Origin of the sequence: Cutibacterium equinum (assembly GCF_028021195.1) — a bacterium.
Taxonomy (GTDB): domain Bacteria; phylum Actinomycetota; class Actinomycetes; order Propionibacteriales; family Propionibacteriaceae; genus Cutibacterium; species Cutibacterium equinum.
On sequence record NZ_CP115668.1, the window covers coordinates 190,499 to 215,573 of the forward strand.

Below are 25,075 nucleotides of genomic sequence, written 5' to 3' on the forward strand. Positions count from 1 at the left end.
TGCCGATCTTATCGACCGGAACCTTGGAAGCCGCGTGTCGGGAGTTATCGGCCGGCGTGCACTTCCCGCTCAGCCGTCATAGTGCGGTGGTTACGCGGCATGCGTATGTGACTTATCACGAATTTGTCTTGTGCCCCATTCAGAAATCCATCTCGGGTGTGTCAGGGGAGCAGTGACCCGCCACGGCAGCGGACTCCACTACCAAGGCAACAAGTTTGCGAGCGACGGCAGCCGGGGTGATGTGGATGATGGCATCAATGGCGTGCGCGAGGGCTGTGGTCCTCCGATAGTCCAGTTTCGAGGAGGTAGCCAGGACGGCTTTATTCCACAGGGTCACCGGCTCCGGAGCAGCCGGGCCTGTAGCTTCCTCGCCGTGAAGCCTCTCGAAGAGCTGACGGGCCTGTCCGGACCGGAATGAACGGGCCGCGCGACTGGCGGTGCTCACCGCGGCGGCATGGTGGTTTGTCTCCAGAGTTGGATCAAGGACGACAGGCACTCCTGCTTCGTGAAGCCGCCAGCCGTAGTCGACGTCCTCCCAGCCATAGGCACGGTAACGGGTGTCGTAGGGGCCGACCTGGTTCCACATGTCTCGCGTGATTGACACGTTTCCGCCCCAGTGGCGCCAGGTCTGGTCGGCATCGGCCCGGTAGGCGCCGGCCCGGGACTGCTCGTCGGCACCAGCTCCGTACACGGCGGTGTAGCGGTTGTTGGGAAGGACATTGAGGCACATGCCGATGGTTCCCTGCTCGCGATCGGCGTGGCTGGCGACGTGACGCTCGACGTAGTCGGGCGCCGGCTCCAGGTCGTCGTCACAGCGAATGAGGACGTTGCCTTCGGCGGCCTCGTGGCCGGCGTTGAGAGCCGCGACACGTCCACGATTCTGTGGGAACACCAAGGACCGGATCGGCAGGTGGGAATACTTGGTGACGACCTCTTCCGAGCCGTCCATGTCTCCGTCGATGACGACGATGGCCTCCCAGTCCTTGGTTGTCTGGGCTGCGAGGGCTGTCAGTAGGCGTGGCAGGCGCTGGGCTCCGCGGTATGACGGGATGATGATGGAAGCGGTAGTCATCTTATTCTTCCTCGAGGTGGGGTTGGATGGCCGTGGGAGCGGAGACGAACGCGGCGTTGGCATCGACCGGGAACCCGCAACAGCTCCTGAGTGTTCGTGAGAACACGTCTGGTGAGAACTTCCCCGCGTGGTCCAGCACGGTGCGCTCCTCGAGGGGGTTCTCGCGGAACTGGCGGACGGCCTGCGTCACGGCTCCGGGGGTTGCGGAGTCGAAGAATCGTCCGGAGACGCCGTCCACGACGGTGTCCAGGTAGCCGCCGGCATGGAGTGCCAAGCAGGGGGTTCCGAAGGCGGAGCCCTCCACAGGTGTCAACCCGAAGTCCTCCTTACTTGGCGCGATGACTGCTGCTGCGTGAGCATAGGCCCACCGCAACTGGGCGTCACTGATGCCCTCGAAGAAGGATACGTTGGCCGGAGCGAGGTCGTGCAATTCGTCGCGCAGCGGCCCTGACCCGATGACAACAAGGTGCTCGTTCGGCAGGTCCGCGAAGGCGCGCAGTAGGACGTCGACGTTCTTGTACGGCATGAGTCGACTGACCGTCAGGAAGAAGGAGGGATGATCCTCCAACCCGGGCAGTGGTTCTTGAGGGCCTTGCGGGTCCAAGGAATACGGCGGGTGGACAATCGTCGCATCGATGCCGTAGACGTCTCGGATGCGGTCGCGTACCACAGTGGAGTTGCACAGGTAGAGGTCAGCCGATGCGGCAGCTTTCTGGTCCCAGCGACGCAAGGCTGGGGTGAGTGTCTTGAGTACAATCCCCTTGGGCGAGCGCCACCACTTGCCGCCGAGGTAGTCGTCGGCAAGGTAGAGGAATCGGGCGGGGGAGTGGCAGTAGACCACCTTGCGGCAGCGTGGGGGGGTCTTCAGCCCATGGGCAAAGCCGGTTGTTGAGACGAGCACAACGTCGGTTCCTTCCGGAACGCGGGTGTGGTCGAAGGCCCAGCCATAGAGGGGAAGCCCGGCGCGGAAGTGGCGACGCAGCCATCCGATTCGGTTGAGTGGCGAGGTGATGACCTGGTGACTCCGGAACTCCGGGTAGGTGAGATCCGGCTCATACACCGATGTGACGATGGGGGCTTGAGGGAACATCGTGGCGAACTGGCTGACGACCCGTTCCGCGCCCCCGCGTTGGGTGAGGTAGTCATGGGCGATGGCGATTCGTGGACGGCTTTCATGCTGGGGCCCGCCATCTGAGCCGCGGTCGGGGTGCACTGGATCAGGGAGGTTGAGGGCCGAGCGGACACGTTGGCCCACCTTCTCCCAGGTGTACTCGGCGGCGCGTGTCGGCCCGGCATCCCGTAGACGCTCGATGAGGGCGGAATCCCCCAGAGCAGCGTCGATACCGGCGACGATGGAATCTGTGGAGTCAGGATTGACGAGGACGCCGGCATTCCCGACCACCTCCCCGAGGGCCGTGGTGGAGGATGCGACGACGACGCTTCCGCAGGCCATCGCTTCAAGAGCCGGCAGGCCGAATCCCTCGTAAAGTGAGGGGATCACGGTGGCGGCCGCTCCTCTGTACCACGCGGGTAGATCCTCTTCTGGGATTCCTCCCAGGAAAACGACGCGGTCGGCAATGCCGAGGGATACCGCGAAGGATTCCAACTCGGCGTCGCGGGAGCTTGAGAACACCAGCTTGACATCAGGGACTCGGGACAACGCACGCAGCAGTCGGGGAAGGTTCTTGTGTGGCCGACAATTACCGACGTGCAACAGGTAAGGCCAGTCGCAGGTCATGGTGCGGCCATTCGGGCTGAAGCTGGCATCAACGCCGTTGCCCACAACTGTGATCGTTCCCGCATCCACATCGGCCCATTCGGCGATGCGATTGCGAGAGAACTCGGAGACCGTCAGGGTGGCGATATCATCCCGCTTGACTGCCCGCCTCACCACAGACTGGTAGTAGGCCCGTTTCGCGGTCGATCGTTCGTCCTCGATGTCGAGGTGGATGAGGTCGTGGACGGTGAAGGCGCTCCTGCCGTGCCACGACAGGCATGGCGTGTATCCAGGCGACACGTAAATGCTGTTCGACTCGTCGATCCCGGCCTTGTGCGGTAGGAGCTCGGACTCGATCAACCCACGAGCGCTGACGGGGTGAGCGCCGCGAAGATCAATCGTGTCGGGAGGCATCGCCTTTCGTATGTGTTCGGAGAACCGTCCAATCCCGTGGGAACCTGACCATCGGGAGTCGAAGAGGATGGTCATGACTCGACCTTGTCGTAGATTCGTGAGATTTCCGTCGCCATTCCGCGCACTGTCGGTACCTCGTCAGAAAGCTTGGGGCGCTGGTCCATGTGAAGGCCCTGCTCGACCGCGATCCTGGCCAAGCCGTCGATGTCGTCGGCCTCCGCGATGCATCGCGGAGGCAGGATCTCCGGGTTACCGCCGATCGGGCTGGCAGAGACCCCCATCCCCTGTGCGACCGCGTCGAGGAGAGTGTAGGAGCAGTTGTCCGACTTCGATGGCTGAATGATGACGTCATGGTCGGCCATCGCTTCGTCGGGATTGACGAAGCCGGGGAAACTCACCTTGTCGTCGAGGCCCAAGCGGTGCGTCAAGGTCTTGAGGGACGCTTCCTCCTCCCCGGTACCGGCCACCGTCAGGGTTGCCTCCGGGTGATCACGGACAATGTGTGCGAAGGCTCGAACCGTCGCACCAATGTTTTTTTCCTTGGACAGCCGTGCCAAGGACAGCAGCTTCAGGCCGGGCTCACGGGATGGCGGGGTGGCGGGTCGGTCCACCCCGTTGAGGATGACCGTAATCGGCGTCTTGGTGTGCCAAAACTTGCGCATGTCCCGTCTGGTCGAGGCGCTCACGGCGATCACGTGCGAGAACCGACGCAGCCGTACGTGATGGGCCGTCTCCATCGCGATGGCCGAGGGCAATGTCGGATGGAACATGAATCGGTCCGGCGGGATGTGGTGCTCGGTGGACACGAGCTTGACTCCAGTCCCGACCGAGGCCATCGTCGCCAGGAAGTCGGCCCTGGCCAGATGAGAGTGGACGATGTCAGGCTTGACTCGTTTGATCGTCGCGCGCAATGACGCTGCCGCAGCCCTGGTTCCCGCATCGATGGGAAGATCAGCAACCTCAACGTTCATCTCACGTAGCCGGTCGGCCAACGGGCCCGACGGGCAGGTGACGACCATCCTCCAGCCAGGAATCCCCACCGAGGCGACGTCGAGGATGTGACGAGCAACCCCGGCGAGGTTGCTCACCGGGGACACCCACAGGGTGGTCCGCTCGTTCATCAGAACCACTGCTCCAGGCGCTCCAGAGCCGTCCAGAATCCCTCACCGTTGTTGACATGCCCCTGCCAGATCTCCGGGATGAAGGTGACGCCGGGGGCCAACTCGTCGAGCTGCTTGGCGGTCATCGGCCAGTCGATCTCGCCCTCGCCGATCTGCGGGCCCTCACCGTCGACACCCTCAGCGTCAACGATGTGCAGGTGGTCACTGAGCGGGGCCAGCTTGGCGACGTAGTCACTGAAGGGGATCTTGTTGAAGTTGGCTGCCAGCTTGGAGTGGGACAGGTCGAAGGTGAGCCGGCGTCCGTACTGGTTGCAGAACTCGACGGTGTCGTCCAGGCCCATGAACAGGTTGTGGTGCTGCTGGCCACCCATGAGCCACGGGTAGGGCGGCAGGGTCTGGGAGGTCAGGCGCACGCCGTCCTCGTCGATTCGCTCGAGGGCCTGGGCAATCCGGGCGTACATGGCCGGACGTTCCTCAGGGGCCACGAAGGCGTCCTTGGTGAACCCGCCCATCGTGCAGATGACGACCGGGGGCTCCTCGGCGTCGAACCACGTGTCGAGGTCACGGGCGATCTGGATGACCTTCTGCACCTCGACGATCGAGCGCTCCCAGATGTCCTCGTCGGGGGAGGCCAGATTGATGATGAAGTCACCGGCGTACAGGTCCGGGCAGTGGACGGTGTAGCTCATGCCGTCGAACTTGTGATTCCCGAAGGCATCGGCGATCTGCTCGGCCGTCATCTCCACGTCCTTGTAGGACAGGTGGAACTCCAGGAAGCTTGGGTTGGTCTCGGAGTGGGCCAGGAGCTTGCGGGCGTCGTGGTAACGCACCGGCAGACCCCACGGCCGACGGAAGGTGTAGTTGCGACCCTGGGCGACGGCGTCGGTCAGGTCGGTGTCGTAGAAGAAGTCACCGGCCTCGATGTCGCGTCGCATGGTGCGCCCGACCAACTCATCCAAGTGGTTGGGTTGCAGGCCACGGCCAGGAGACTTGACGGCCACGGCGTCGCGGGTGATGACCTCGCCGCTGTGCAGGGTGCGAGTAGCCACCAGGGACTTGGCCAGGTTGGCGCGGTTCATCATCTCGCCGGTCGACACTGCGCGGGCCTTGTCGGAGCCCAGGGCCAGTTCGACCTCGCGGATGCGCGAGACCATCTCGCCGAACTCCTCAGGGAGCAAGGAGACCTGGTGGTCATTACCCTCGAGGGTTTTGTCGATGGTGAAGTGCTTCTCGATGATGTGGGCGCCACGAGCCACCGCGGCGATCGGCACGTGGTAGCCGCGCTCGTGGCCGGAGTAGCCGACCGGGCAGTTGCCCAGAACAGCCAGACGATCCATGTAACGCAGGTTGACGTCCTTGAAGGGGGCCGGGTAGGTCGACTGGCACTGCAGCAGGGCGAACTGGGCACCGGCGTGACGCAGCACGTCCACCGACCCGAGGATCTCGTCCTCGGTGGACATGCCGGTGGAGACCAACATCGGCAGGTGCTCGGCGGCACAGGCGCGCAGCAAGGAGTGGTTCGTCATGTCGGCGCTGGCGATCTTGAGGGCTGGCACGCCGTAGTCGGCCAGAACCTTGAGGCTGGGCAAGTCCCACGGGGTGCAGAAGGCGTCGATGTCGACGGCCTTGCAGTGGTCGAAGATGTCGATCATCTGCTCGGGGCTCAGCGAGAACTTGGCCAGCAGATTGAGGGTGTACTGGGCGCCCAGATCCTCGCCGGCGGTGGCACCACCAGCCTGACGGTAGAGGGCGTCCAGATCACGCAGCTGGAACTTGACGGCGTCGGCGCCAGCCTCCTTGGCCAGGTCGACCAGGTGCTTGGCCAGCTTGACGTCCCCCTGGTGGTTGTTGCCGATCTCGGCGATGAGCAGGCAGGGATGGCCCTCACCGATGGTGTGTCGGCCGATGGTCATCTCGCTGGCTCCCTCGGTGGCGACGGCGGCCAAGTGACCACGTTCGTCGACCAGCGGGATGACCTCGATGCCGGGCCGGAAGAGACCGGAGATGGCCGAGACGTCGGCGCCGAGATTGGCGCGCACGCAGTCGGGATTGGCGGCCGCACGCACCGGGGTCGTCATGTCTCCAGCTTGCGCAGAGGTGATCCAGCGGCGGAAGTCGCCGTCGGAGAAGGATCCGGTGAGCATGCCGTGCTCGTCAACGCAGAAGACGATGCCCGACTTGTTGTCGGTGATCTTCGTCAGTGCGGTGAGTACGGTGTCTTCACCGAAGACGGTGAACGGGGTGGTCTGGCGGTTGATGATCATGGCGTGAAGGGGCCTCTTCCTGGATCGTGGGGGTTCAGAGAGTCAGTCGGGAAAGCTCAGCCGCTGCAATGTCAAAGTCGTGCAGGGAGTCGATGTCGATGCCCTCGATGGGATCCATCACGAATAGCTCGATCTGGCCGCCGAGACGATTGTGGTCGCGCTGATAAATCTCAGTCTTTGTCAGGTAGAGGGACCCCGTCTCCCGGTAACGCAACTGATCAGGGGTCATGTCTTGACGACGGGGACGATTCTCGTATGGGTAGTGGGCGGCGACTTGTGGTTCCTTCTGCCAGATGAAGATCGGTTCGGGGACCACGCCGACCATGGAGTCGGCGCATGAGGCCGCGAACTCCTCCAGGGCTCGGCCCATGGTGGTGGGCAGGCGCAGCGGGGAGGTGGCCTGCAACAGCATTACCTGGTCAGGGCGGCGACCCTGGGCAGTGAGGACGTCGATGGCGTGCTCGACGACTGGCTCGGTGGCGGTGGTGTCCTGGGCCAGTTCGTCGGGGCGGTCGATGACTCCGGCTCCCGCCCTGCGGGAGACCTCGGCGATCTCGGCGTCCTCGGTGGAGACGTAGACGTCCAGGCCGGCAGTGGCGAGGGCCTGCTCAATGGTCCACACCAGTAATGGCTTGCCGGCGAGATCCTTGAGGTTCTTGCGCGGAATCCCCTTCGACCCGCCCCGGGCCGGGATGATGGCGAGAGTGTTTGGGCTCATCGGTTCTCCTGGGAGTTACTCGTCATGCCGTGCTGGCCGATGAAACCGGCCCCTCCGGTGATGATGATCTTCACTGGTGTGTGCACCTCTCGGATGGTTTGCGGTTCGGACGGTCGGACGACGGGGAAGTTCTTTGCCCCAGGTGATGGAAGTACCCGGCGATTCCAGCTCCCACCCAGCCGCCAGCAGCATTCTCAACGGCATTGGAGATGAGGGGACGACGCCCCAGTTGAGGCAAGGCGTATTGGGCCGTTTCGGAGCAGATGCCAATGATTGTGGCGGCAACGCCCCACTTCCACCAACGTACTTTCGGCCAGCCGAGGGTGGCCAAGCACGCCAAGGGGAAAAGCATGAACAAGTTGAGAGCATGATCCCCAACTGTGGCAACCTGGTCGCCGGTGAGGGGGCGTGCTCCGATGGGTGTTACCCCGCCGGTGAGACGGTACCCAATGTTGTACTTGAAGGTTCCGATGCGTTGGCCGATGGGAACAATCACGCCGACAGTGGCAGCAAGAAGGTAGAGCCCCGTCAGGGCTCTGGCACCATGTTGAATTCGGGTGGCCATCAGTATGCCCCCGAGGAGGTGAATACCGCGCGGAAGGTCTTGACGAGGATGCTGGCGTCCTGAAGGATCGACCAATTGTCCACGTAGTAGAGGTCGAGACGGACGGTGTCCTCCCAGGACAGGTCGGAGCGACCCGACACCTGCCACAGGCCGGTGATTCCAGGGCGAACATCGAGACGCCTACGCACATGGGACTCGTAGGCGGCCACCTCATTCTCCAGAGCCGGACGCGGACCGACCAGGGACATGTCACCACGCAACACGTTGTAGAACTGCGGGATCTCGTCGATGGAGTAGCGACGGTGGAACTTGCCGCACTTGGTGATGCGCGGGTCGTCCTTGATCTTGAACAGGACGCCGTCGGACTCGTTCTTGTCTGCCAGCATCTTGGCCTTGATCTCGTCGGCGTTGACGACCATCGAGCGCAGTTTGTAGCACTCGAAGATCTCTCCCTTGCGTCCGACCCGGCGCTGCTTGTAGAACACGGGACCGCCATCCTCGTGCTTGATGAGGATGGCGGCGATGAGAAGGATCGGGGAGGCCAGGATGAGAAGGAGGAAGGAGCCGATGATGTCGAAACCTCGTTTGAACCAGCCGCCGGCCCTCTCAGCTCGTGGCTTCTCGATGTGCACCAGTGGCATGCCGGCAACCGGGCGGATCATCATGCGCTGCGAGGAGATGTCACTCAACGCGGGGACGACGATGAGTTCGGTGCCCAGGCCCTCCAGGGCGCGTGCCAATCGGTTGAACTGGTAGGCCCGTGAGAACGACCCCTCGGCAAAGATCACGGCTGAGGCCTTGGTGTGCTGGGCGACAGCCACGACATCTGTCGGCTCCCCAAGTACCGGGACGCTCACGACCTGGCAACTCTCTTGGCCGCGCGTCAGGACGCCGATGACGTCATATCCGAGCCATCGCTCGCGTTGCAGGATCTTGGCCAGATCATCGATGTGAGCGCAGTCGCCAGCAATGATGACGTTGCGACGGAACTTCCCGCGACGCCTCTCGTGGTGCAACCAGCGCCGCATGGCAAAGCGTTCCACGAGGAGGGCCGGAATCCCGAAGAGAAAGAGCAGGGAGTAAAAACCGCGTGAAAGCGGGTACATGAACAGGTACGCCAACACCCCGAGCGAGGCTCCGGTGATGGCTGATCCGTCCAGGACAGCGCGGTACTGGGACATGCCGGCATCGAGGTACTTGCTGCTGTAGGCGCCTCTGGCTCCCATGATTGCCAGCCATGCGGCCGCGATGATTCCAGCAAGGGGGATGACGTTGCTCTCGACGTCACTGGCTGCGCGAAACACCGTCATCGATGTCCTGGCCCGTACCGCGATGACGAGGACCAAGCCGATGACGATGATGTCAGCGACGATGATGCGCGTGCGGTATTGGCGAAGATGATGCTGGGGGCGGCTTCGTGGGGGAGTCCCTCGGCGCTTCATGGCCGTTGTCGGGGGAGTTGACTCGGTCATGACGTCGATCACGGACGGGTCACTCCTCTCATTTGGGGGCATGAGGGTCTGGGCTCGAACTGCGTATGGGCCTGACGGCGGTACTCGACCCAACTCCAAGGAATCATATCGCGAACCGTGGTAGCTCATCCTCCTGAATCATGCCACAACGACGACGCAGCCAGGACATGTCAGGGTGACCGAATCTCCCATGATCTCCTGATGGCCTCTCACCAATGTTGACGATGGATTCGAGGGCAGGTCTGAAACGGTCACGGGATCATCACCTCGATTGGTGATGACGGTCACCCCAGGGCGCCTCATGACGACGGCATCGGGGGAGAGGACCTCCATCGTCGTGGAGGTCAGGCTGGTGTCCTTGAGGCCTGGCAGGGATGAGCGGATGTCCAACAATCGCTGATACCAATCGAGCATGTCTGCATGATCATGTTCGCTGCGCTCGGCCCAGTTCAGCTTCGCGGACTCGAAGGTGTCGCGCGACTGGGGATCAGGGAACTCCCCTTGCCATCCCATCTTCGCGAACTCTTGACGTCGCCCGGTGGTCACCGTCGGGCCAAGCTCAAGGCCGAGATCGCTGAAGAAGGGGAACGGGGTGGACGCGGCCCATTCCTCACCCATGAAGATCATCGGGGTGAACGGTCCGAGCAGGTACAGGGCCGCGGCCGCCGCCTGGAGATGCGGGTCGGCGCCGTTGTGGCCCAGACGGTCTCCTGTGGCCCGGTTGCCAACCTGATCGTGGTCCTGGATGAAACTGATGAAGGACGCCGCGTCGTAGTGGCTGCTGTGGACGTCAACGGGTGCCCCCCAGTTTTGCCCCCGGAAGGACGACCACCCACCATCGTGGACAAATACTTTCGTAAACGCTTTGACGAGGGTTTCGGCGCTCCCGAAGTCGCAGTAGTAGCCGTGGGTCTCGCCGGTGAAGAAAGCGTGCAGACAGTGGTGGATGTCGTCGTCCCACTGCATCGTCATGCCGCGCGCGCCCTGAGTCGCACCGACGGGAGTGACCATGTCGGCGTTATTGAGATCGGACTCGGCGATGAGGGTCAGGGGACGGGAGACCTCCTGCGACCACTGGGCGACGCTGGTCGACAACTCGGCGAGGATGTGGGTATCGGAGTCATCCACGAGGGCGTGGACGGCGTCCAATCGCAGCCCGTCTACCCCATATTCGACGAGCCACTGATGGGCATTGTCGATGACGAATTGACGCACGGGCTTGTTGTCGTCGCCGTCGAAGTTCACCGCGTCTCCCCAAGGAGTCGCGTGATCGTGGTTGAAGTAGGGGCCAAAACTGGCCAGGTAATTCCCCTCCGGCCCCAGGTGGTTGTAGACGACGTCGAGGATGACCCCGAGCCCCTTGGAATGGGCGGCGTCAATGAAGCGCTGGAAGGCCGCCGGGCCGCCGTAGGTGTTCTGGGTGGCGTAGAGATCAACGCCGTCGTATCCCCAGCCGCGAGTCCCAGGTATTTGGGCGACAGGCATGACCTCGACAGCTTCCACCCCGAGCTCGACGAGGTCGTCAAGGTGGTCGATGGCAGAGGCGAAGGTGCCCTGTTCGGTGAAGGTGCCGATGTGCATCTCGTAGAGCACCCTGCCTTTGAGGTCCATGCCTTGCCACGGTGCTGGTGTGTGAGGTGTGTAGACCTGTGACGGGCCGTGAACTCCCTCGGGCTGGTAGCGGCTGCGCGGATCAGGTAATGGGTCACCGTCGTCCAGCACGAACTGGTAGCGCTGGCCGTCTTCGACGGGTTGGGGGAGGGTCCACCATTCCCCGTCTCGGGTCATGTCGAAAAGCTGTCTGTCGAGAAGGGTCTGGACCTTCGTGGCAGCAGGGGCCCAGACCGTCAACTGGTTGGTCATCGCTTCTCCTCATCCGACCAGCAGCGCAACTGGCATCTCGTCCAGTAGATCAGCGAGTTTGACCATGCCGCCGTCAATCGTCTTTCCGGTGATGGCGTCGGTGAATGACCCCTCGGGCAGCACGATCTGGTGGTCGGCCCAGCCGCCGCGTCCTTCCAATGCCCCGGCCAGGCGGGTGGCGACGGTGATGGCGACCGGGGGATCGTCGTCGATACCGCGTGCGAAGGCGACCGCGTGGCCGGTGGTCGTCGCGACGGGACGGTAGCTCGCATGTTCGCCACGGAAGGCGTCGGCATGGCCACGGCGAACATCCAGAGCTTCATGGACGACGAGCAGCTTCTCGGCGTCAAGTCGATCCTCGTCAGCTACGCCAGCCACGCCGTCAGAGGTCACGGCCTGCAACAGTCGTGCTGACCGGTCATGATCGACGGGGCGACGGTTGTCCGGGTCCACCAAGGACAGATCGACAATCTCACAGCCCTGGTAGGTGTCGGGCACCCCAGGCATCGTCAGTTGCACCAGCGCCCGCCCCAGGATTGCCGCACGCACAGCAGTTCGCGTTGTCTCGGTGAACGTGTCGAGGGCTTCGGACACCGACTCGTCACTGAGACAGAACCTCGCCAGATCCATCAAGGCCGACTCGTAATCCCCATCGGGGTCAGTCCACGTGGTGTGGGACTTGGCTTCTCGAACCGCCTTCGTCAGGTAGGCGACAAGTCGGTCCTCGCTGATGGGGCTGGCCCCAGCGGCCGTACCGGGTAGGCGCCAGGTGCCAGCCAAGGTTTGCCACAGCAAGTTGATCGTCGCGCCATCGAGCAGTTCAGAACGCTGATCGGCGGTGGCCGTCTCCACGGCTGCAACGGTGTGATCCCACTCGTGTGGGAACTCCGTGAGGCAGGCCAGGCGGGCGCGGACGTCAGTCGATCGCTTCGTGTCGTGAGTCGACAGGGTCGTCATCGTCGTCGGATGGGTTTGATTGAGATTGCTCGCAAAATCGTGGAAATCGTCGACGGAAATACCGGCAATCTCAGGGTCGCAGCCCACTTCATTGACTGCGGTGAACCGGGTGTAGCGGTAGAAGGCAGTGTCTTCCTTGGCCTTGGCCATCACCGGGCCGCAGGTTTGAGCGAAACGCACCATGAACTCGTCGCGGCTGGCCTGTACCACCGGATCGGTCGAAGGACCGAGTCGTCCGCACACCATGTCGACGACCAATTCGAGGGTGTCGTGTTCCTCATCCGGTAGCTCCTGACGAGCGAGGTTCGCGGCGTCCTCGATGACCTTGACCTCACCAGGCCCAGGAGCACGACCAGGCTCGAGGTAAGCGCGGTAACGACTCATCGCGATGAGAAGCTCGGTGATGACTCTCGTCACCTGACGCCGAGTGTGGTCACGCAGCATGATGTCAGAGGCGCAGATGTCCATAGCGACGTTCGCCAGACGGTTGAGCTCGGTGACGAGCATGTCGTCGAGCACCTCGCGTTTCGCGCGGTCAAGTTCGGCGGGGAAGGACATCTTCGACTCGTCGTCGGAGCACATGCGCTCGTAGAGGGTGCTCAGCGGCACCAATCCGGCTGGGTCGATGAACAGCCCGTCGACGCGCAGCAGGGAGTCGTATCCCGTCGTGCCGGCACACGGCAGTTCGGGGGACAGGGTTTCGGATGGTTCGAGAATCTTCTCGACGACGACCCACGCACCTTCGGTGGCCTGCTGCAGGTCTGCCAGATACTTGCGCGGATTGGCCAAGCCGTCCGGGTGGTCGATGCGGAACCCGTCAATGAGTCCTTCACGGTAGAGCTGCAGCAACTTGGCGTGGGAGGCTGTGAAGACATCGTCATCCTCGACACGGATGGCCGCCAGGGTGTCGACGTTGAAGAAGCGGCGATAGTTGAGTTCTTCGCTGGCGACCTTCCAGTACGCCAGCCGGTACCACTGCTGGTCGAGCAGCTCGGCCAGCGGCAAGGACTCGGTGCCTGGACGCACGGGAAAGACATGATCGTGATAGACGACGACATGCTCGGCGTGGGTAGTGCCGTCCTGGTCGGTGATGTCTCTGGTCTCGACGTGGATGGTGCCGGCTGTGAGCTCGGTGCCGATGCGATCACCGAGGACGGCCATGAGGATCGACAGGGAGGTCGAGACGTCGACGTCGAACCAGGACGCATACGGGGACGACGGGCCGTCGCGCAGCACACTCCACAACGGATAGTTGCGCCACAACGGCGTCGGGACCGCCATGTGGTTGGGGACGACGTCGACGACGATGCCCAATCCGGCGTCGTGGGCTGTGGTGCACAGGCGACGAAAATCGTCCTCACCACCGCATTCCTGTGAGATCCGGGTGTGGTCCACGACGTCGTAGCCGTGGGTGGACCCCGGCGCTGCCTGCAGAATGGGGGAGCAGAACAGGTGGCTCACGCCGAGGCTAGCGAGATAGTCGAGCTGAGCGATGGCGTCAGCGAAGGTGAAATCCTTGTTGAATTGCAGACGGTACGTTGAGGCGGGCGCGGCGGACGGGGTCTCGGAAGTCGTCACGTCACTTACTGTATGGGGGTCTTCTGACAAGTTCGAGACCCTCGATGTTCCGGGCTGTGTCCTGCGCGGTGTTGAAACCCGAGTCAAGTGAGGTGTTCAGAGGCCCACAACCAGGCTCGCAGCCGGCTCGCCCTCTCACGCTGGAACTGGCGCAATTGCGGCATTCCGGCAGGGTCAGGCTTGCGGGATTCGAACTCTGAAATCCCCAGGACGGCAACGAGGAGGTCGACGATGGGTTCAGTGGCCGGTTCGCCATGAGTGGACGGGGAGAACTCAGCCGCGACGCGCTTCACGAGGTCGTCGGCTCGATTCCATCGCGGTGCGTCGAGTGGGTCAGTGTGAATGATGTCGATGATGAGTCCTGCGGCATCGACCCATGTCGGTCCGACCACGGCGTGGGACCAGTCGACGAGGAAAGCCGCTTCGTTGCACAGCAGGACGTTGTCGGAACGGACGGAGCCATGAACGATGGTGTCGCCAGATGCGTGATAGGAGAGCCTTTCGACTCGTCCGGCAAGGTCTGGCATCCGCTCTGTGATCCACGGATCAAGATCAGCCGGAGGGGTGTCCGTGAAGGTGTCCCACACCGACAAGTAGTTCTGGATCCGTGCGGAGAACGGCTCCCACTGCTCATGGAAACCAGCTGTCGACTCGGCCAGACGAGACAGGGCGGCCAATGTAGTGGTGATGTCCTCGTCGGACCAGGGCAGCTCAGGATGAGTTCCTTGGATGTCAGAGGTCACGATGCCCGCCCAACCGTCAACATCGATGGTGCCCAATAGCTGCGGAGCAGGGGCAGCTTCGGGCAGGAAGGACATTACGGTGGCCTCGCGACGATTGAGGTCGGGGATGTTGTTGTTGATGCTGGGGTGACTGACCTTGACGAAGGCGTGGGTGCCGTCAGCGGTGACGACGCGAGAAGCCAGACCCGGGGTGGTGCCGTGTGTCTGGACGGCGTCGACGGAGACTGGGGACCCTAATATTTCAGCGACTCTGTGGTGAACCGAATCGGGCAGTTCATCCCAACGAACTCGTGACGGTTTCATGGACGCCTCCTCGTGGCCTTGATCACAATTTTAGGTCACGGCGGCGTCACAATGCGGTGGCAATCACGGTGAGGAACGAGGTTTGTGCCACTCGTGGTGGCAGGTCAGCCGCGGCGACGCCGAATGAGCAGGTGCAGGGTGTGGCTGGTGGGTGGGGATGATCGCGGTGGTGTGGGTGGGTTGTGGGTTAGTGTGTTTGGGCTTGTGTGGGGGGTTGGATGAGGGTGTTGAGGTGGGCCAGGGCGTCGGGGTGTGTGGCGTAGTAGGTGGTGTGGTTGTCGTAGATGGTGGTCGCGAAGATGTTGCGCCAGTGTTGGGCCCAGTCGGGCCAGTCGGGGTGGTCGGGTGAGCCTTCGGGTAGGTCGATGGGTCGGGTGTGCAGTGTGGTGAGGAGGTGGAGTAGTGCCCGGTCGATGTCGTGGGCCATGTGGTTGATGCGTACGTGGTGTCCTGAGGTGTCGGTGATGAGGTAGCAGTTGGGTGTGATGTCCAGTTTGGTGATGTGGTGGGCGTCGATGGTGCGGCGGAGAGGGCCGATGCGGACGCCGATGGTGTCGTTGTCGATGTGGGTTCGATATAGCAGGCGGTAGAAGATCATGATGTAGCCGGGCAGGGTGACGGATAGTTGGCAGCAGATTGTGAGGATGGGATGGCTGATGGGTTTGGTAACGAAGTGCCATAAGAAGGGGGTGGTGATGATGGCGATGATGAGTCCCCATTTCAGCCATTTTCGTGAGGGGCGCAGGTGTTGGGGGCTGGCGGGGTCTTGAGCTGAGGTGTCATCAGGGGTGGGAGTGCCAGGCTGGCCCCAGGATTGCGAGGCCCATGGGTGGGAGAAGGTGAGGGGTTCGGCGGTCATAGTGATCTTTTCTATGCAAGGCGGAGAGCCTGCTGTGTGACGAATCTGTTAATTATCGTAGTGGTCGGGTGGGCTGATGAGGGTGTTGAGGTGTGCGAGGTGTTGGGGGTGGGTGTCGTAGAAGTCGTAGTGGTCGAGCCATAGGTCGCCGGAGAGCATGTTGCGCCAGTGTTGGGCTTGTTGTTCCCAGTTGGGGTCGGTGGTGTCAGCTCCGTTGAGGCGGAATTTGTGGTGGTGGAGTTCTTCGAGGAGGCGTATGTAGAGTGGGGCGTAATCGTATTTGTGGTAGTAGATTTTGATTTTGGTTTTTCCGGCCCAGATATCGTATCGATCCATGTTGAAGTTGAGTCGGGTGATGTCGGCGAATCGGATTTCGCGGTAGAAGGGGCCGAATCGGGCCCAGACTTTGTCGTGGTCGACGCCGTATCGGCGGAATGTGGCGTCGCCGAGAATCCAGAAGACTACCCCGAGGAAAAACGCAATCACGATCCACCCGTACACGATGTTGTTGATACCCTCGGAGGGGTCGGTGTCGAGGGCCATTGGCAGTCCGGTCCCTGTCGCCAGAGCTCCGATGGGTAGGAATATTGGTATCATGCCTCTGGCTTGGGATAGTACGCGTGGCTCGTAGGGATTTGATCCCATGACGCGTAGGGCTTCTTGGACTCGTTCTGAGCCTTCAAGCAGTTTTATGGGCGGCTTGTCCATATCTGCGGATAGGTAGCGTGGTTCGATACTCATGTCATCGACTCCGGGGGTGTCGGTGGCAGGCTGGTGGTGGCCGCGTTTCTGCGGTTTCATGCTGGTTGGCCTGGTTGTTCGTCGTCGTAGTGGTCGGGTGGGCTGATGAGGGTGTTGAGGTGTGCGAGGTGTTGGGGGTGGGTGTCGTAGAAGTCGCGGTGGTCGAGCCATAGGTCGCCGGAGAGGAAGTTGCGCCAGTGTTGGGCTTGTTGTTCCCAGTTGGGGTCGGTGATGTCAGCTCCGTTGAGGCGGAATTTGTGGTGGTGGAGTTCTTCGAGGAGGCGTATGTAGAGTGGGGCGTAATCGTATTTGTGGTAGTAGATTTTGATTTTGGTTTTTCCGGCCCAGATATCGTATCGATCCGTGCTGAAGTTGAAGCAGGTGATGTCGGCGAATCGGATTTCGCGGTAGAAGGGGCCGAATCGGGCCCACACTTTGTCATGATCGACGCCGTATCGGCGGAATGTGGCGTCGCCGAGAATCCAGAAGACTACCCCGAGGAAAAACGCGACCCCGATCCACCCGTACACGATGTTGTTGATACCCTCGGAGGGGTCGGTGTCGAGGGCCATTGACGGCTCTGCCCAAGTGAGCCCCGCTGCAAAGGGTAGGAATATTGGTATCATGCCTCTGGCTTGGGATAGTACGCGTGGCTCGTAGGGATTTGATCCCATGACGCGTAGGGCTTCTTGGACTCGTTCTGAGCCTTCAACCAGCACTCTTATGGGCGGGTTGTCCATGTCTGCGGATAGGTAGCGTGGTTCGATACTCATGTCATCGACTCCGGGGGTGTCGGTGGCAGGCTGGTGGTGGCCGCGTTTCTGCGGTTTCATGCTGGTTGGCCTGGTTGTTCGTCGTCGTAGTGGTCGGGTGGGCCGATGAGGGCGTTGAGGTGTGCGAGGTGTTGGGGGTGGGTGTCGTAGAAGTCGCGGTGGTCGAGCCATACGTCGGCGGAGAGGAAGTTGCGCCAGGTTTGGGCTTCTTTTTCCCAGTTGGGGTCGGTGATGTCGGCTTCGGGGAGGTGGATTTTGCGGTGGTGGAGTTCCTCGAGGAGGCGTATGTAAAAAAGGGCGTAATCGAATCGGTCGTATCCGATATTAATTTTGGTTTTCCCGGCCCAGATATTGTAGTGCTCTATGCCGGTACTGAGTCGTGTGATGTCGGCGAATCGGATTTCGCGGTAGAAGGGGCCGAATCGGGCCCACACTTTGTCATGATCGACGCCCGGGCGCAGCCAGAGGCCTTGGGATAGGGGTATGTATGTTGAGGCGAGGGCCCCAAGGATAACGACCCATCCGGATAGGCCGTCTCTAAAGCCGTCGCTGTTGTCAAGTATTATCGGGATTCCGCACGATGTCATCAGAGCCGCCAGGGGTAGCCATACGGGGAGCATGAGATAGGCCAGGGAGAAGGCTCGGGGGTGGTGTGGATCGCGGCTCATGCGTCGTTCCATGCGGGCGATGCCGTAGACGCCTTTTTCGTTGTATTGCCGGGGCGGGTCGTCCATGTCCGCTGCGAGGTAGCGGGGTTCTGCAAGGTAGACGAGTTCAGTGCTCATATCATCGGCCTCTGTGGTGTAGGTGGGGGGCGGTCCAGTTCTCGACGTGCACTCCGGGGAATCCGGCATGGATGGATTCCCCGGTTGTGTCGGCGCCATTCTGGACGATGTTGTCGGGGGTGAACTTGTTCTCGCGCTCGGCTGATTAGCAACCGGATCAGAAATATATTCTGCACTGGAGCCTACTGGTTGCGCCACAAGGTCTCTAGCGAATTCATTATAAGTGTTTTCCGGCACGGCTCGCCAGGTATCATGACGCCAGTCGGCGCGGAATACGAAGCAGGGCTGGCCAACACCGGATCGGGTGCAGCTACCGTCATAGCAGTGCAACTGCAAGCAGCGAAAACGGCTGCGCCTCGGCGCCAGCGGTGAAATCGTCGCATGGTCGTGTCCTCCTTGGGTCACCCAACTTTTCAGATGCACCCGTGGTGTCCTTGACCCTGTTGGGGTGTAGGTTACATGCCAGATTCTAGTGGACGATCGACGTCAGCTGGGTCGGATGTGTGCCACGTTCTTGTAGGAGTGTGTTGAATGTCTCGGGTGTTGTCTACTGATGAGGCTAAGGATGCTATTCGCCAGATTCAGTCGGTTGTTAATGGTGGGTTGACGGATCAGATTCAAGGGTTGGATAACTAGGGTCAGCGGTTGTCGGCTCCGTCGTACCACCATGGAGGTGTCGTGTTTCCCTGGGATCGCGGTGTGGCTTTCGTGTGATCACGATGTCATCTGAGAGCAGCCGCTAAGGTTTTTCGGTGCGGTTAGGTCGCCCGTGCTGGCTGCCCCTTGGGGTGTGGGGTTATTCATCGGTGTTGTGTCTGTAGTGTGAGGTCTGCGTGTCTGATACGAGTGGTTTGGGTGATTACCAGCACCCTGTCACTTTCGATTTTGGGGTGGCGAGCGAGTTTGCATCTAAGCTCCGGGTAGCTGCGAGCCGGGTGACCGTTTTTGATGGTGAACGTGGTCATGCTGAGTCCATGGCGTCGACCGAGTTCCGTGGGTTCTTCTCTCAACTGTTTCGACGAAATATGCAGGTGTGCTCGGCGGATGCGGCTGAGTTCAGGGAGATATTCAGTCAGACCGCCACGGAGGTGGACTACCTGGCGCAGGAGGCTCGTAAGGAGAACGAGCGGCGTCGGCAAGCGCGTGAGTATATGGCAGCCCGCGCCAACGAAAACTGGGTGGAGAAAAAGGTGCATCAGCTGTTTGGGTATGAAGAAACTGCGTTTGTACCTCAGCCGAACCCACCTGTTTCTCGGTGGGTGAACCCGCCTCAGGCTGGCCAGCGTCAGACTGATCAGGGTCTGCGTGGCCCCTCGGGGGGTGTCTCGAGTGCGGTTCCGGCTCATTTGACGAGCGCGGCGCGTGTCATTTATGGAGCGAATCGGGAGTTGATGCCTGCATCAGCGTTGGCGACTCTGTATGAGCAGTTTCGTGCGAGTTGCGAGTATGGATCGTTGGATGTGGGGGGCTTGTTCGCCCAGTATCAGTACTGGATAAACCTCAATGATGCTGATGTCGCGTGGCTGGAGGCGGTGGGACGAGCGTTCGCCGCTGCAGGAGGGTCGGGGGCCGTTAAGCTTGCTGACGTAGCTTTGGAAGCTGGGTTAAGGGCAGCTGGTGTCAGTGCGGTTCGGGCGGATATTCAGGTTTCCTCGCCAACCTTGAGTGGGATTGATCCTGCCACGGGGTACATCGAAGACCCAGTGAACTCGGCAACCGGAAACTTCGTCCTTCCTGAAACGGATCTGGCGTATGGCGGGCTGAGTCAGCGACTCATGGTGTCTCGAATGTACAACTCGACACTGGCGGCCGGCTATGATGACGCCAGTAGGTGTGGTGTGTTGGGGCCCGGCTGGTCGACGATCTTGGATCAGCGTTTGGTCGTCGATGATGACGAGGCACGGTGGGTGCGTGATGATGGCCGCGAGATCGTGTTTCCTTTGGCTCGTGGTAGGTCTGAGGGCCATGCCGATGAGAAGGGGCCATGGCGGGCAGTTCAGGACAATGTGTGGCTGTGGCGCGGCGACGCGGCTGATGCGGCTGTGGCTCAACCTGCGGGTGTGGTTGGGCCGGTGTGGATTATCGGAGACAATGGCGGTGATCGGTGTGTCTTCACCATTGATGGCGCCTGGGTGGGGGCAGATTCTGGTGCCGGTGATGGTGTGTGGGTGGAACGCCATGAGGATGCCGCTGTTGCTCTGCATTGCGAGTGGGGCCGGTCGATAAACCTGTTCTACGAACAGGGGCGTCTGGTCAAGGCTACGGCCAGTGACGGCCGCAGCGTGGACTACACCTATGACAATCATGGCCGGCTAGTAGAAGTGAATCGCCCCGACGGGATCTGCTGCTACCGGTGGGATGGCTGGCTACTCACCCAGGTCATCGACACATCTGGTGTGGCTCAATGTGTCAACACCTTCGATGACTTGGGGCGGATCTGTACCCAACAGGATGCCACCGGACACTTGACCCGGTTTACGTATCTTCCCGGTGGGGTGACAGTTGCCGATGACGGGCAGGGTCATCATTGCAATACCTGGATCAGTGACGAGCGTGGCCGTACGGTTGGGATCATTGATGCCGACGGGCAGCGTACCTCCATGCTGTATGACCGATACGGCAACCTTGTGAGCGTAACGGATCGGGCCGGCAAAGTGATCCGTCACGCCTACGATGATCGGGGCCACCGCATCGGCACCACCCTGCCTACTGGCGGGACTATCGATTACAGTTGGGACGATGCTGACCGGCTAACCGCGATCTCGACCGGCGGGCAGTTGCGCGTGCGTCTCGACTACGACGGTAGCCAGCCCACACCGGTGCGCCTCGCCGACGCCCACGGCACCATGATGACGATGACCTGGCACCATGGCCTGCTGAAAAGACTCGTCGATGCTACAGGCGTTAGCATCGGTATGGACTATGACAAGTATGGCCAGCTTACGGCCATGACAGACGGGGTCGGCGCCACCTGGCAGATCGGCCACGACCAGGCCGGATACGTCACCGAGATAGTCACTCCGCTGGGAAACCGCACTCAGATGTCCTATGACCAGGCTGGCCACATGACCGAGCGCATTGACCCTGATGGGGCCTGCTGGTCCTACGCCTATGATGACGCCGGGTACTTGGAAACAGCCACAGCTCCCGATGGCGGGCGCACCTGCTACACGTGGGGCCCTGCCGGCCAGATCACCACGATCACTGATCCCACTGGTGCCACAACCGCCCTGTCGTATGACGAGGTCGGAGACCTGACTGGGATCGGGCTGCCAGATGGGGCCGGATGGGCATTCCTTCGCGACACGATGGCGAGGATATGCGGGGTGACCGATCCTGCCGGGGGTACGTGGCGCGCTTCCTACACAGTCACCGGTCAGCTCGCCTCGCTCACCGACCCGACCGGGGCAAGTTTACGCGCCACCACCACCGGCCACCACACCCAGATCACCAACGGGGCAGGACGGATTATCGCCGCAACTCACGTCGACGACTACGGGCGTGTCATCTCTGCCACTGATGTATTCGGCTCCACTAGCCGCATCGACTACAACGCTGGCGGTCTTCCCGCGGTGTTCACTGACCCTCTCGGAGCAGACACCCGATTCGGCTACGACCGGGTCGGGCACCTCACAGATATCACCAGCCCCACCGGGCTGGAAGAGCACTATTCTTATGACGAAGCGGGACGCCTGGCCAGCACCACTGATCCAACCGGCGCACGCACCTGCTACCACTACGACGCTGATTCCCGCCTCGTTGAGGTGGTCGACCCGACCGGGGTCGCCACCACGTACACGTGGGATCCCGTCGGGCGTCTCGTCGAGACCCGAGTCGGTGAGCGTGTCACGTTCAGCGCTGACTATGACACCTGTGGACGGCCGGTACGCACCTGGGATCCGATTGCCGGGAACCGGTCATTGCGTTACGACCAGGCTGGACGGCTCATCAGCGCTGTCGATGCTGCAGGCCAAGTCCACCGCTACACGTGGGACAAACGCGGACGCTTAGCCACCGCGACCACCGGCGCTGACACCATATCTACCTACCGGTATAACCAACTCGACCAGGTCATCGAATCCACCGATCCCGCTGGCGGAATCCATCACTACACCTGGAACCCGGCCGGTCGTCTCGCGTCTCACACCGGCCCGGACGGAAGCCTCACCACTTACGACATGGCCAACGGGACAGAAACTGTGACGATCAACGGTCACGTCTCCACCCGTAAGTGGTGGGACTGTGACGCCCGCCAACTTCACATCGATGACCACACCGACCCTGCGGCCTCGCTTCACCATTTCATCAGCATCGATGCGCGCGGGCTAGTCTGCGACCACACCACCACCGATGATGAGGGCAACGTCATCAGCCGCCACCACTGGGACTGGGACCGTGAAGGCCGTCTGACCCGTGCTAATGACGCCCACACCAGCGTGTCCTATGACTACCGCGAGGACGGGCTACCCGCCCGGATCACTCATTCCACACTAGGCACGACGACGTTGACCGGGGATGATGCAGGGCGCCTCAGCGACATCATCACACCCAACCACCACGACCATTGGGACCACGACAGCGGCCTGCTGTGTAGATACACCCATGATGGGCACACCACCCGCATCGCCCGTGACCACCAAGGGCGCGTCACCGGACTGGATACGCCCGACGGCGTGTGGTCCTACACCTACAACCAGGCAGGATCACTGATCACCGCAACCGGGCCACGCACCCACCACACCTGGACCCACGACGCCTACGGCCGACTCGCAAACCACACAACCTCTGAGGATAATCCCCAGTCACAATCCGAAACAGTTTTCAACTGGGACTGTCACGGTCGCCTCGCGGACACCCGCACCCGTAAACATGGCGACACTTCTGTCACCCACTACGCCTACGACCCGGCAGGACGACGCACCAGCGCCACTGGCAATGGCAGTGATCGGCGATACTCCTGGGACACGCGAGGCTGGCTATCTGGCATCACCACCGACACCACCACCACCTCAACCCACGTCGACGCACTCGGATACCCCAGCAGAATCACAACCCAAGACCAGCACATCCACGTTGACTGGGACCTCGTCACTGGAACACCCACCTCCATCGACGGCCATCCCGTCTTAGCCCTCCCCGCGAGCCGCACCCTCGGCACCACACCCACCGGCGAGGTCGACCACTGGCGTGCCACAACACCCACGAGCCCCCAAGACCCATACCAACCCATCAGCTCCACAATCGAAGGAGTCCCCGACACCATCAGGCTCGCCGGGAACACACTCATCCTTGACGGCCACCCCTGGTGGGGAGCACGCCTCTACGATCCCGCCACTACCACCTTCCTGACCCCCGACCCAGAAACCCCACCCATCGGCGCATTATGGGCCAACAATCCCTACAACTACGCCAACAACAACCCCCTCACCCTCACCGACCCCCTCGGCACCCACCCCGTCACAGACGACCAACTAGCAGGCCTGGCCCACCCCGTCCAACACTGGTGGACCACCCACAAACACCGCATCCTTTCCCCAGGATTTATCGGCGGCGCTATCTTGATCGGTCTCGGTATCGGCGTGGCAGCAACCGGCGTCGGCGGCCCCATCGGAGCCGCAATGATCTCCGGAGCCCTCATCTCCGGAGGGTTTTCCGCCAGCTCCCAGAAGTACACAACCGGTCGTGTCAACCAAGGGACCTTCATCAAAGACACCCTCATCGGCGGAGTCGTCGGCGGAGTCGGAGCAGGCACCACCAACCTCGTCGGCTCCCACATCCTGCAACACTCCGACACCGCGGCAGCGCTGGTGGAGACATACGCGGCCGATCCCACAGTCGCTCGTGCAGGCTCGGGCATCCTCGCCAAGCTTCGAGGCAAGACCGCTGCCGACAACGCCCTGAAGCAGGCAGTCAAGGAGGGAGACGACGTGTCTGAGTTGTTCATTCGCAAGAAACTTGTAAATAGCACAGCGTCACAGTTCACAACCACGAACACTAACTATATTCTCAGCACTTCTTTATACGACGACAAACATTTTTCTGCCAAAGGCCTTATGATTGCTAATAGTCAAACTGGAGTGCAAGCCCTGACAGAAACAATGCTGAAGCTTCCAACTCACACTATCGCACCCTCCACCATTCCTGGCTACCGTACCCCTGACGGCTTCAAGCAAGGCTTAGCTGAGGCGGGGAAAGAAGCTGCATGGTCAATCTCAACTGACATCATCTCCGATGACACAAAAGCACTGTTCGACTACGGTTCAGGCTCATACGACTCCAACCCAATCAAAGAAAATGGGATTAAGCACGTGGCCAAGGGGATCGGAAAGTCCATTCATACCGGTTTCCCCGACGCACACGTCGAGAACTGGACCACCCACCGACACCCCCGGAGTCGATGACATGAGTATCGAACCACGCTACCTATCCGCAGATATGGACAAGCCGCCCATAAAACTGCTTGAAGGCTCAGAACGAGTCCAAGAAGCCCTACGCGTCATGGGATCAAACCCCTACGAGCCACGCGTACTATCCCAAGCCAGAGGCATGATACCAATATTCCTACCCTTTGCAGCGGGGCTCACTTGGGCAGAGCCGTCAATGGCCCTCGACACCGACCCCTCCGAGGGTATCAACAACATCGTGTACGGGTGGATCGGGGTCGCGTTTTTCCTCGGGGTAGTCTTCTGGATTCTCGGCGACGCCACATTCCGCCGATACGGCGTCGACCACGACAAAGTCTGGGCCCGATTCGGCCCCTTCTACCGCGAAATCCGATTCGCCGACATCACCCGACTCAACTTCAACATGGATCGATACGATATCTGGGCCGGAAAAACCAAAATCAAAATCTACTACCACAAATACGATTACGCCCCACTCTACATACGCCTCCTCGAGGAACTCCACCACCACAAATTCCGCCTCAACGGAGTCGACACCACCGACCCCAACTGGGAACAACAAGCCCAACACTGGCGCAACATCCTCTCCGGCGACCTATGGCTCGACCACTACGACTTCTACGACACCCACCCCCAACACCTCGCACACCTCAACACCCTCATCGGCCCACCCGACCACTACGATAATTAACAGATTCGTCACACAGCAGGCTCTCCGCCTTGCAT

16 protein-coding genes are annotated in these 25,075 nt (G+C 61.4%); 2 read left to right on the forward strand and 14 right to left on the reverse strand.

The annotated features are described in order from the left end of the window. Nucleotides 1-139: 139 nt before the first annotated feature. From O6R08_RS00780 to O6R08_RS00845, 14 genes are all read right to left on the reverse strand, one after another. Nucleotides 140-1,072, reverse strand: a complete 933-nt coding sequence (locus tag O6R08_RS00780; RefSeq protein ID WP_271418315.1) for a glycosyltransferase family 2 protein — start codon at nt 1,070-1,072, stop codon at nt 140-142. 1 nt (nt 1,073) lies between these two features. Then, on the reverse strand, nt 1,074-3,203 hold the full coding sequence (locus O6R08_RS00785; protein WP_271418316.1) for a glycosyltransferase: 2,130 nt from the start codon (nt 3,201-3,203) through the stop codon (nt 1,074-1,076). Nucleotides 3,204-3,274: 71 nt separating this feature from the next. Continuing rightward, entirely contained in the window at nt 3,275-4,324 is a 1,050-nt protein-coding gene (locus O6R08_RS00790; RefSeq protein WP_271418317.1) for a glycosyltransferase family 4 protein, read from the reverse strand. Further along, a complete protein-coding gene (locus tag O6R08_RS00795) occupies nt 4,324-6,588 on the reverse strand; it encodes an N-acetylneuraminate synthase family protein (protein ID WP_271418318.1) in 2,265 nt (754 codons plus the stop codon). The genes O6R08_RS00790 and O6R08_RS00795 overlap by 1 nt, the downstream gene beginning before the upstream one ends. A gap of 34 nt (nt 6,589-6,622) precedes the next feature. Further along, nucleotides 6,623-7,306, reverse strand: coding sequence for an acylneuraminate cytidylyltransferase family protein (locus O6R08_RS00800; protein WP_271418319.1), 684 nt, complete (start codon nt 7,304-7,306; stop codon nt 6,623-6,625). Between the two features lie 70 nt (nt 7,307-7,376). After that, on the reverse strand, nt 7,377-7,871 hold the full coding sequence (locus tag O6R08_RS00805; protein ID WP_271418320.1) for a VanZ family protein: 495 nt from the start codon (nt 7,869-7,871) through the stop codon (nt 7,377-7,379). Beyond that, nucleotides 7,871-9,355, reverse strand: coding sequence for a sugar transferase (locus O6R08_RS00810; protein ID WP_271418321.1), 1,485 nt, complete (start codon nt 9,353-9,355; stop codon nt 7,871-7,873). The genes O6R08_RS00805 and O6R08_RS00810 overlap by 1 nt, the downstream gene beginning before the upstream one ends. A gap of 126 nt (nt 9,356-9,481) precedes the next feature. Beyond that, nucleotides 9,482-11,206: a malto-oligosyltrehalose trehalohydrolase gene (gene treZ / locus O6R08_RS00815; RefSeq protein ID WP_271418322.1), complete on the reverse strand. Its 1,725-nt coding sequence runs from the start codon at nt 11,204-11,206 to the stop codon at nt 9,482-9,484. Nucleotides 11,207-11,215: 9 nt separating this feature from the next. Continuing rightward, the gene (treY, locus tag O6R08_RS00820; RefSeq protein WP_271418323.1) at nt 11,216-13,741 is read right to left on the reverse strand and encodes a malto-oligosyltrehalose synthase; all 2,526 of its coding nucleotides are present in this window, start codon (nt 13,739-13,741) and stop codon (nt 11,216-11,218) included. An 83-nt stretch (nt 13,742-13,824) separates the two neighbouring features. Then, nucleotides 13,825-14,787 carry a phosphotransferase gene (locus O6R08_RS00825; RefSeq protein WP_271418324.1) on the reverse strand — a complete coding sequence of 321 codons (963 nt, stop codon included), beginning with the start codon at nt 14,785-14,787 and terminating at the stop codon, nt 13,825-13,827. 187 nt (nt 14,788-14,974) lie between these two features. Continuing rightward, entirely contained in the window at nt 14,975-15,646 is a 672-nt protein-coding gene (locus tag O6R08_RS00830; protein ID WP_271418325.1) for a hypothetical protein, read from the reverse strand. 48 nt (nt 15,647-15,694) lie between these two features. After that, nucleotides 15,695-16,387: a hypothetical protein gene (locus O6R08_RS00835; protein ID WP_271418326.1), complete on the reverse strand. Its 693-nt coding sequence runs from the start codon at nt 16,385-16,387 to the stop codon at nt 15,695-15,697. Nucleotides 16,388-16,443: 56 nt separating this feature from the next. Continuing rightward, entirely contained in the window at nt 16,444-17,160 is a 717-nt protein-coding gene (locus O6R08_RS00840; protein WP_271418327.1) for a hypothetical protein, read from the reverse strand. 56 nt (nt 17,161-17,216) lie between these two features. Beyond that, entirely contained in the window at nt 17,217-17,945 is a 729-nt protein-coding gene (locus O6R08_RS00845) for a hypothetical protein (protein WP_271418328.1), read from the reverse strand. Between the two features lie 1,391 nt (nt 17,946-19,336). Between O6R08_RS00845 and O6R08_RS00850 the strand changes: the two genes are divergently transcribed. Both O6R08_RS00850 and O6R08_RS00855 read left to right on the forward strand, forming a co-directional pair. Next, the gene (locus tag O6R08_RS00850) at nt 19,337-24,346 is read left to right on the forward strand and encodes a DUF6531 domain-containing protein (protein ID WP_271418329.1); all 5,010 of its coding nucleotides are present in this window, start codon (nt 19,337-19,339) and stop codon (nt 24,344-24,346) included. 1 nt (nt 24,347) lies between these two features. Next, the gene (locus O6R08_RS00855; RefSeq protein ID WP_271418330.1) at nt 24,348-25,040 is read left to right on the forward strand and encodes a hypothetical protein; all 693 of its coding nucleotides are present in this window, start codon (nt 24,348-24,350) and stop codon (nt 25,038-25,040) included. Nucleotides 25,041-25,075 lie beyond the last annotated feature (35 nt).

Excerpts from the sequence above, each read along its gene's own strand:
- O6R08_RS00845 (WP_271418328.1), bottom strand. The coding sequence starts at position 17,945 with ATGAGCACTGAACTCGTCTACCTTGCAGAACCCCGCTACCTCGCAGCG.
- O6R08_RS00790 (WP_271418317.1), bottom strand. The coding sequence starts at position 4,324 with ATGAACGAGCGGACCACCCTGTGGGTGTCCCCGGTGAGCAACCTCGCC.
- O6R08_RS00780 (WP_271418315.1), bottom strand. The coding sequence starts at position 1,072 with ATGACTACCGCTTCCATCATCATCCCGTCATACCGCGGAGCCCAGCGC.
- O6R08_RS00855 (WP_271418330.1), top strand. The coding sequence starts at position 24,348 with ATGAGTATCGAACCACGCTACCTATCCGCAGATATGGACAAGCCGCCC.
- O6R08_RS00805 (WP_271418320.1), bottom strand. The coding sequence starts at position 7,871 with ATGGCCACCCGAATTCAACATGGTGCCAGAGCCCTGACGGGGCTCTAC.
- O6R08_RS00835 (WP_271418326.1), bottom strand. The coding sequence starts at position 16,387 with ATGAGTATCGAACCACGCTACCTATCCGCAGATATGGACAAGCCGCCC.
- O6R08_RS00800 (WP_271418319.1), bottom strand. The coding sequence starts at position 7,306 with ATGAGCCCAAACACTCTCGCCATCATCCCGGCCCGGGGCGGGTCGAAG.
- O6R08_RS00830 (WP_271418325.1), bottom strand. The coding sequence starts at position 15,646 with ATGACCGCCGAACCCCTCACCTTCTCCCACCCATGGGCCTCGCAATCC.
- O6R08_RS00850 (WP_271418329.1), top strand. The coding sequence starts at position 19,337 with ATGCCTGCATCAGCGTTGGCGACTCTGTATGAGCAGTTTCGTGCGAGT.
- O6R08_RS00785 (WP_271418316.1), bottom strand. The coding sequence starts at position 3,203 with ATGCCTCCCGACACGATTGATCTTCGCGGCGCTCACCCCGTCAGCGCT.
- O6R08_RS00795 (WP_271418318.1), bottom strand. The coding sequence starts at position 6,588 with ATGATCATCAACCGCCAGACCACCCCGTTCACCGTCTTCGGTGAAGAC.
- O6R08_RS00840 (WP_271418327.1), bottom strand. The coding sequence starts at position 17,160 with ATGAGTATCGAACCACGCTACCTATCCGCAGACATGGACAACCCGCCC.
- treZ (WP_271418322.1), bottom strand. The coding sequence starts at position 11,206 with ATGACCAACCAGTTGACGGTCTGGGCCCCTGCTGCCACGAAGGTCCAG.
- O6R08_RS00825 (WP_271418324.1), bottom strand. The coding sequence starts at position 14,787 with ATGAAACCGTCACGAGTTCGTTGGGATGAACTGCCCGATTCGGTTCAC.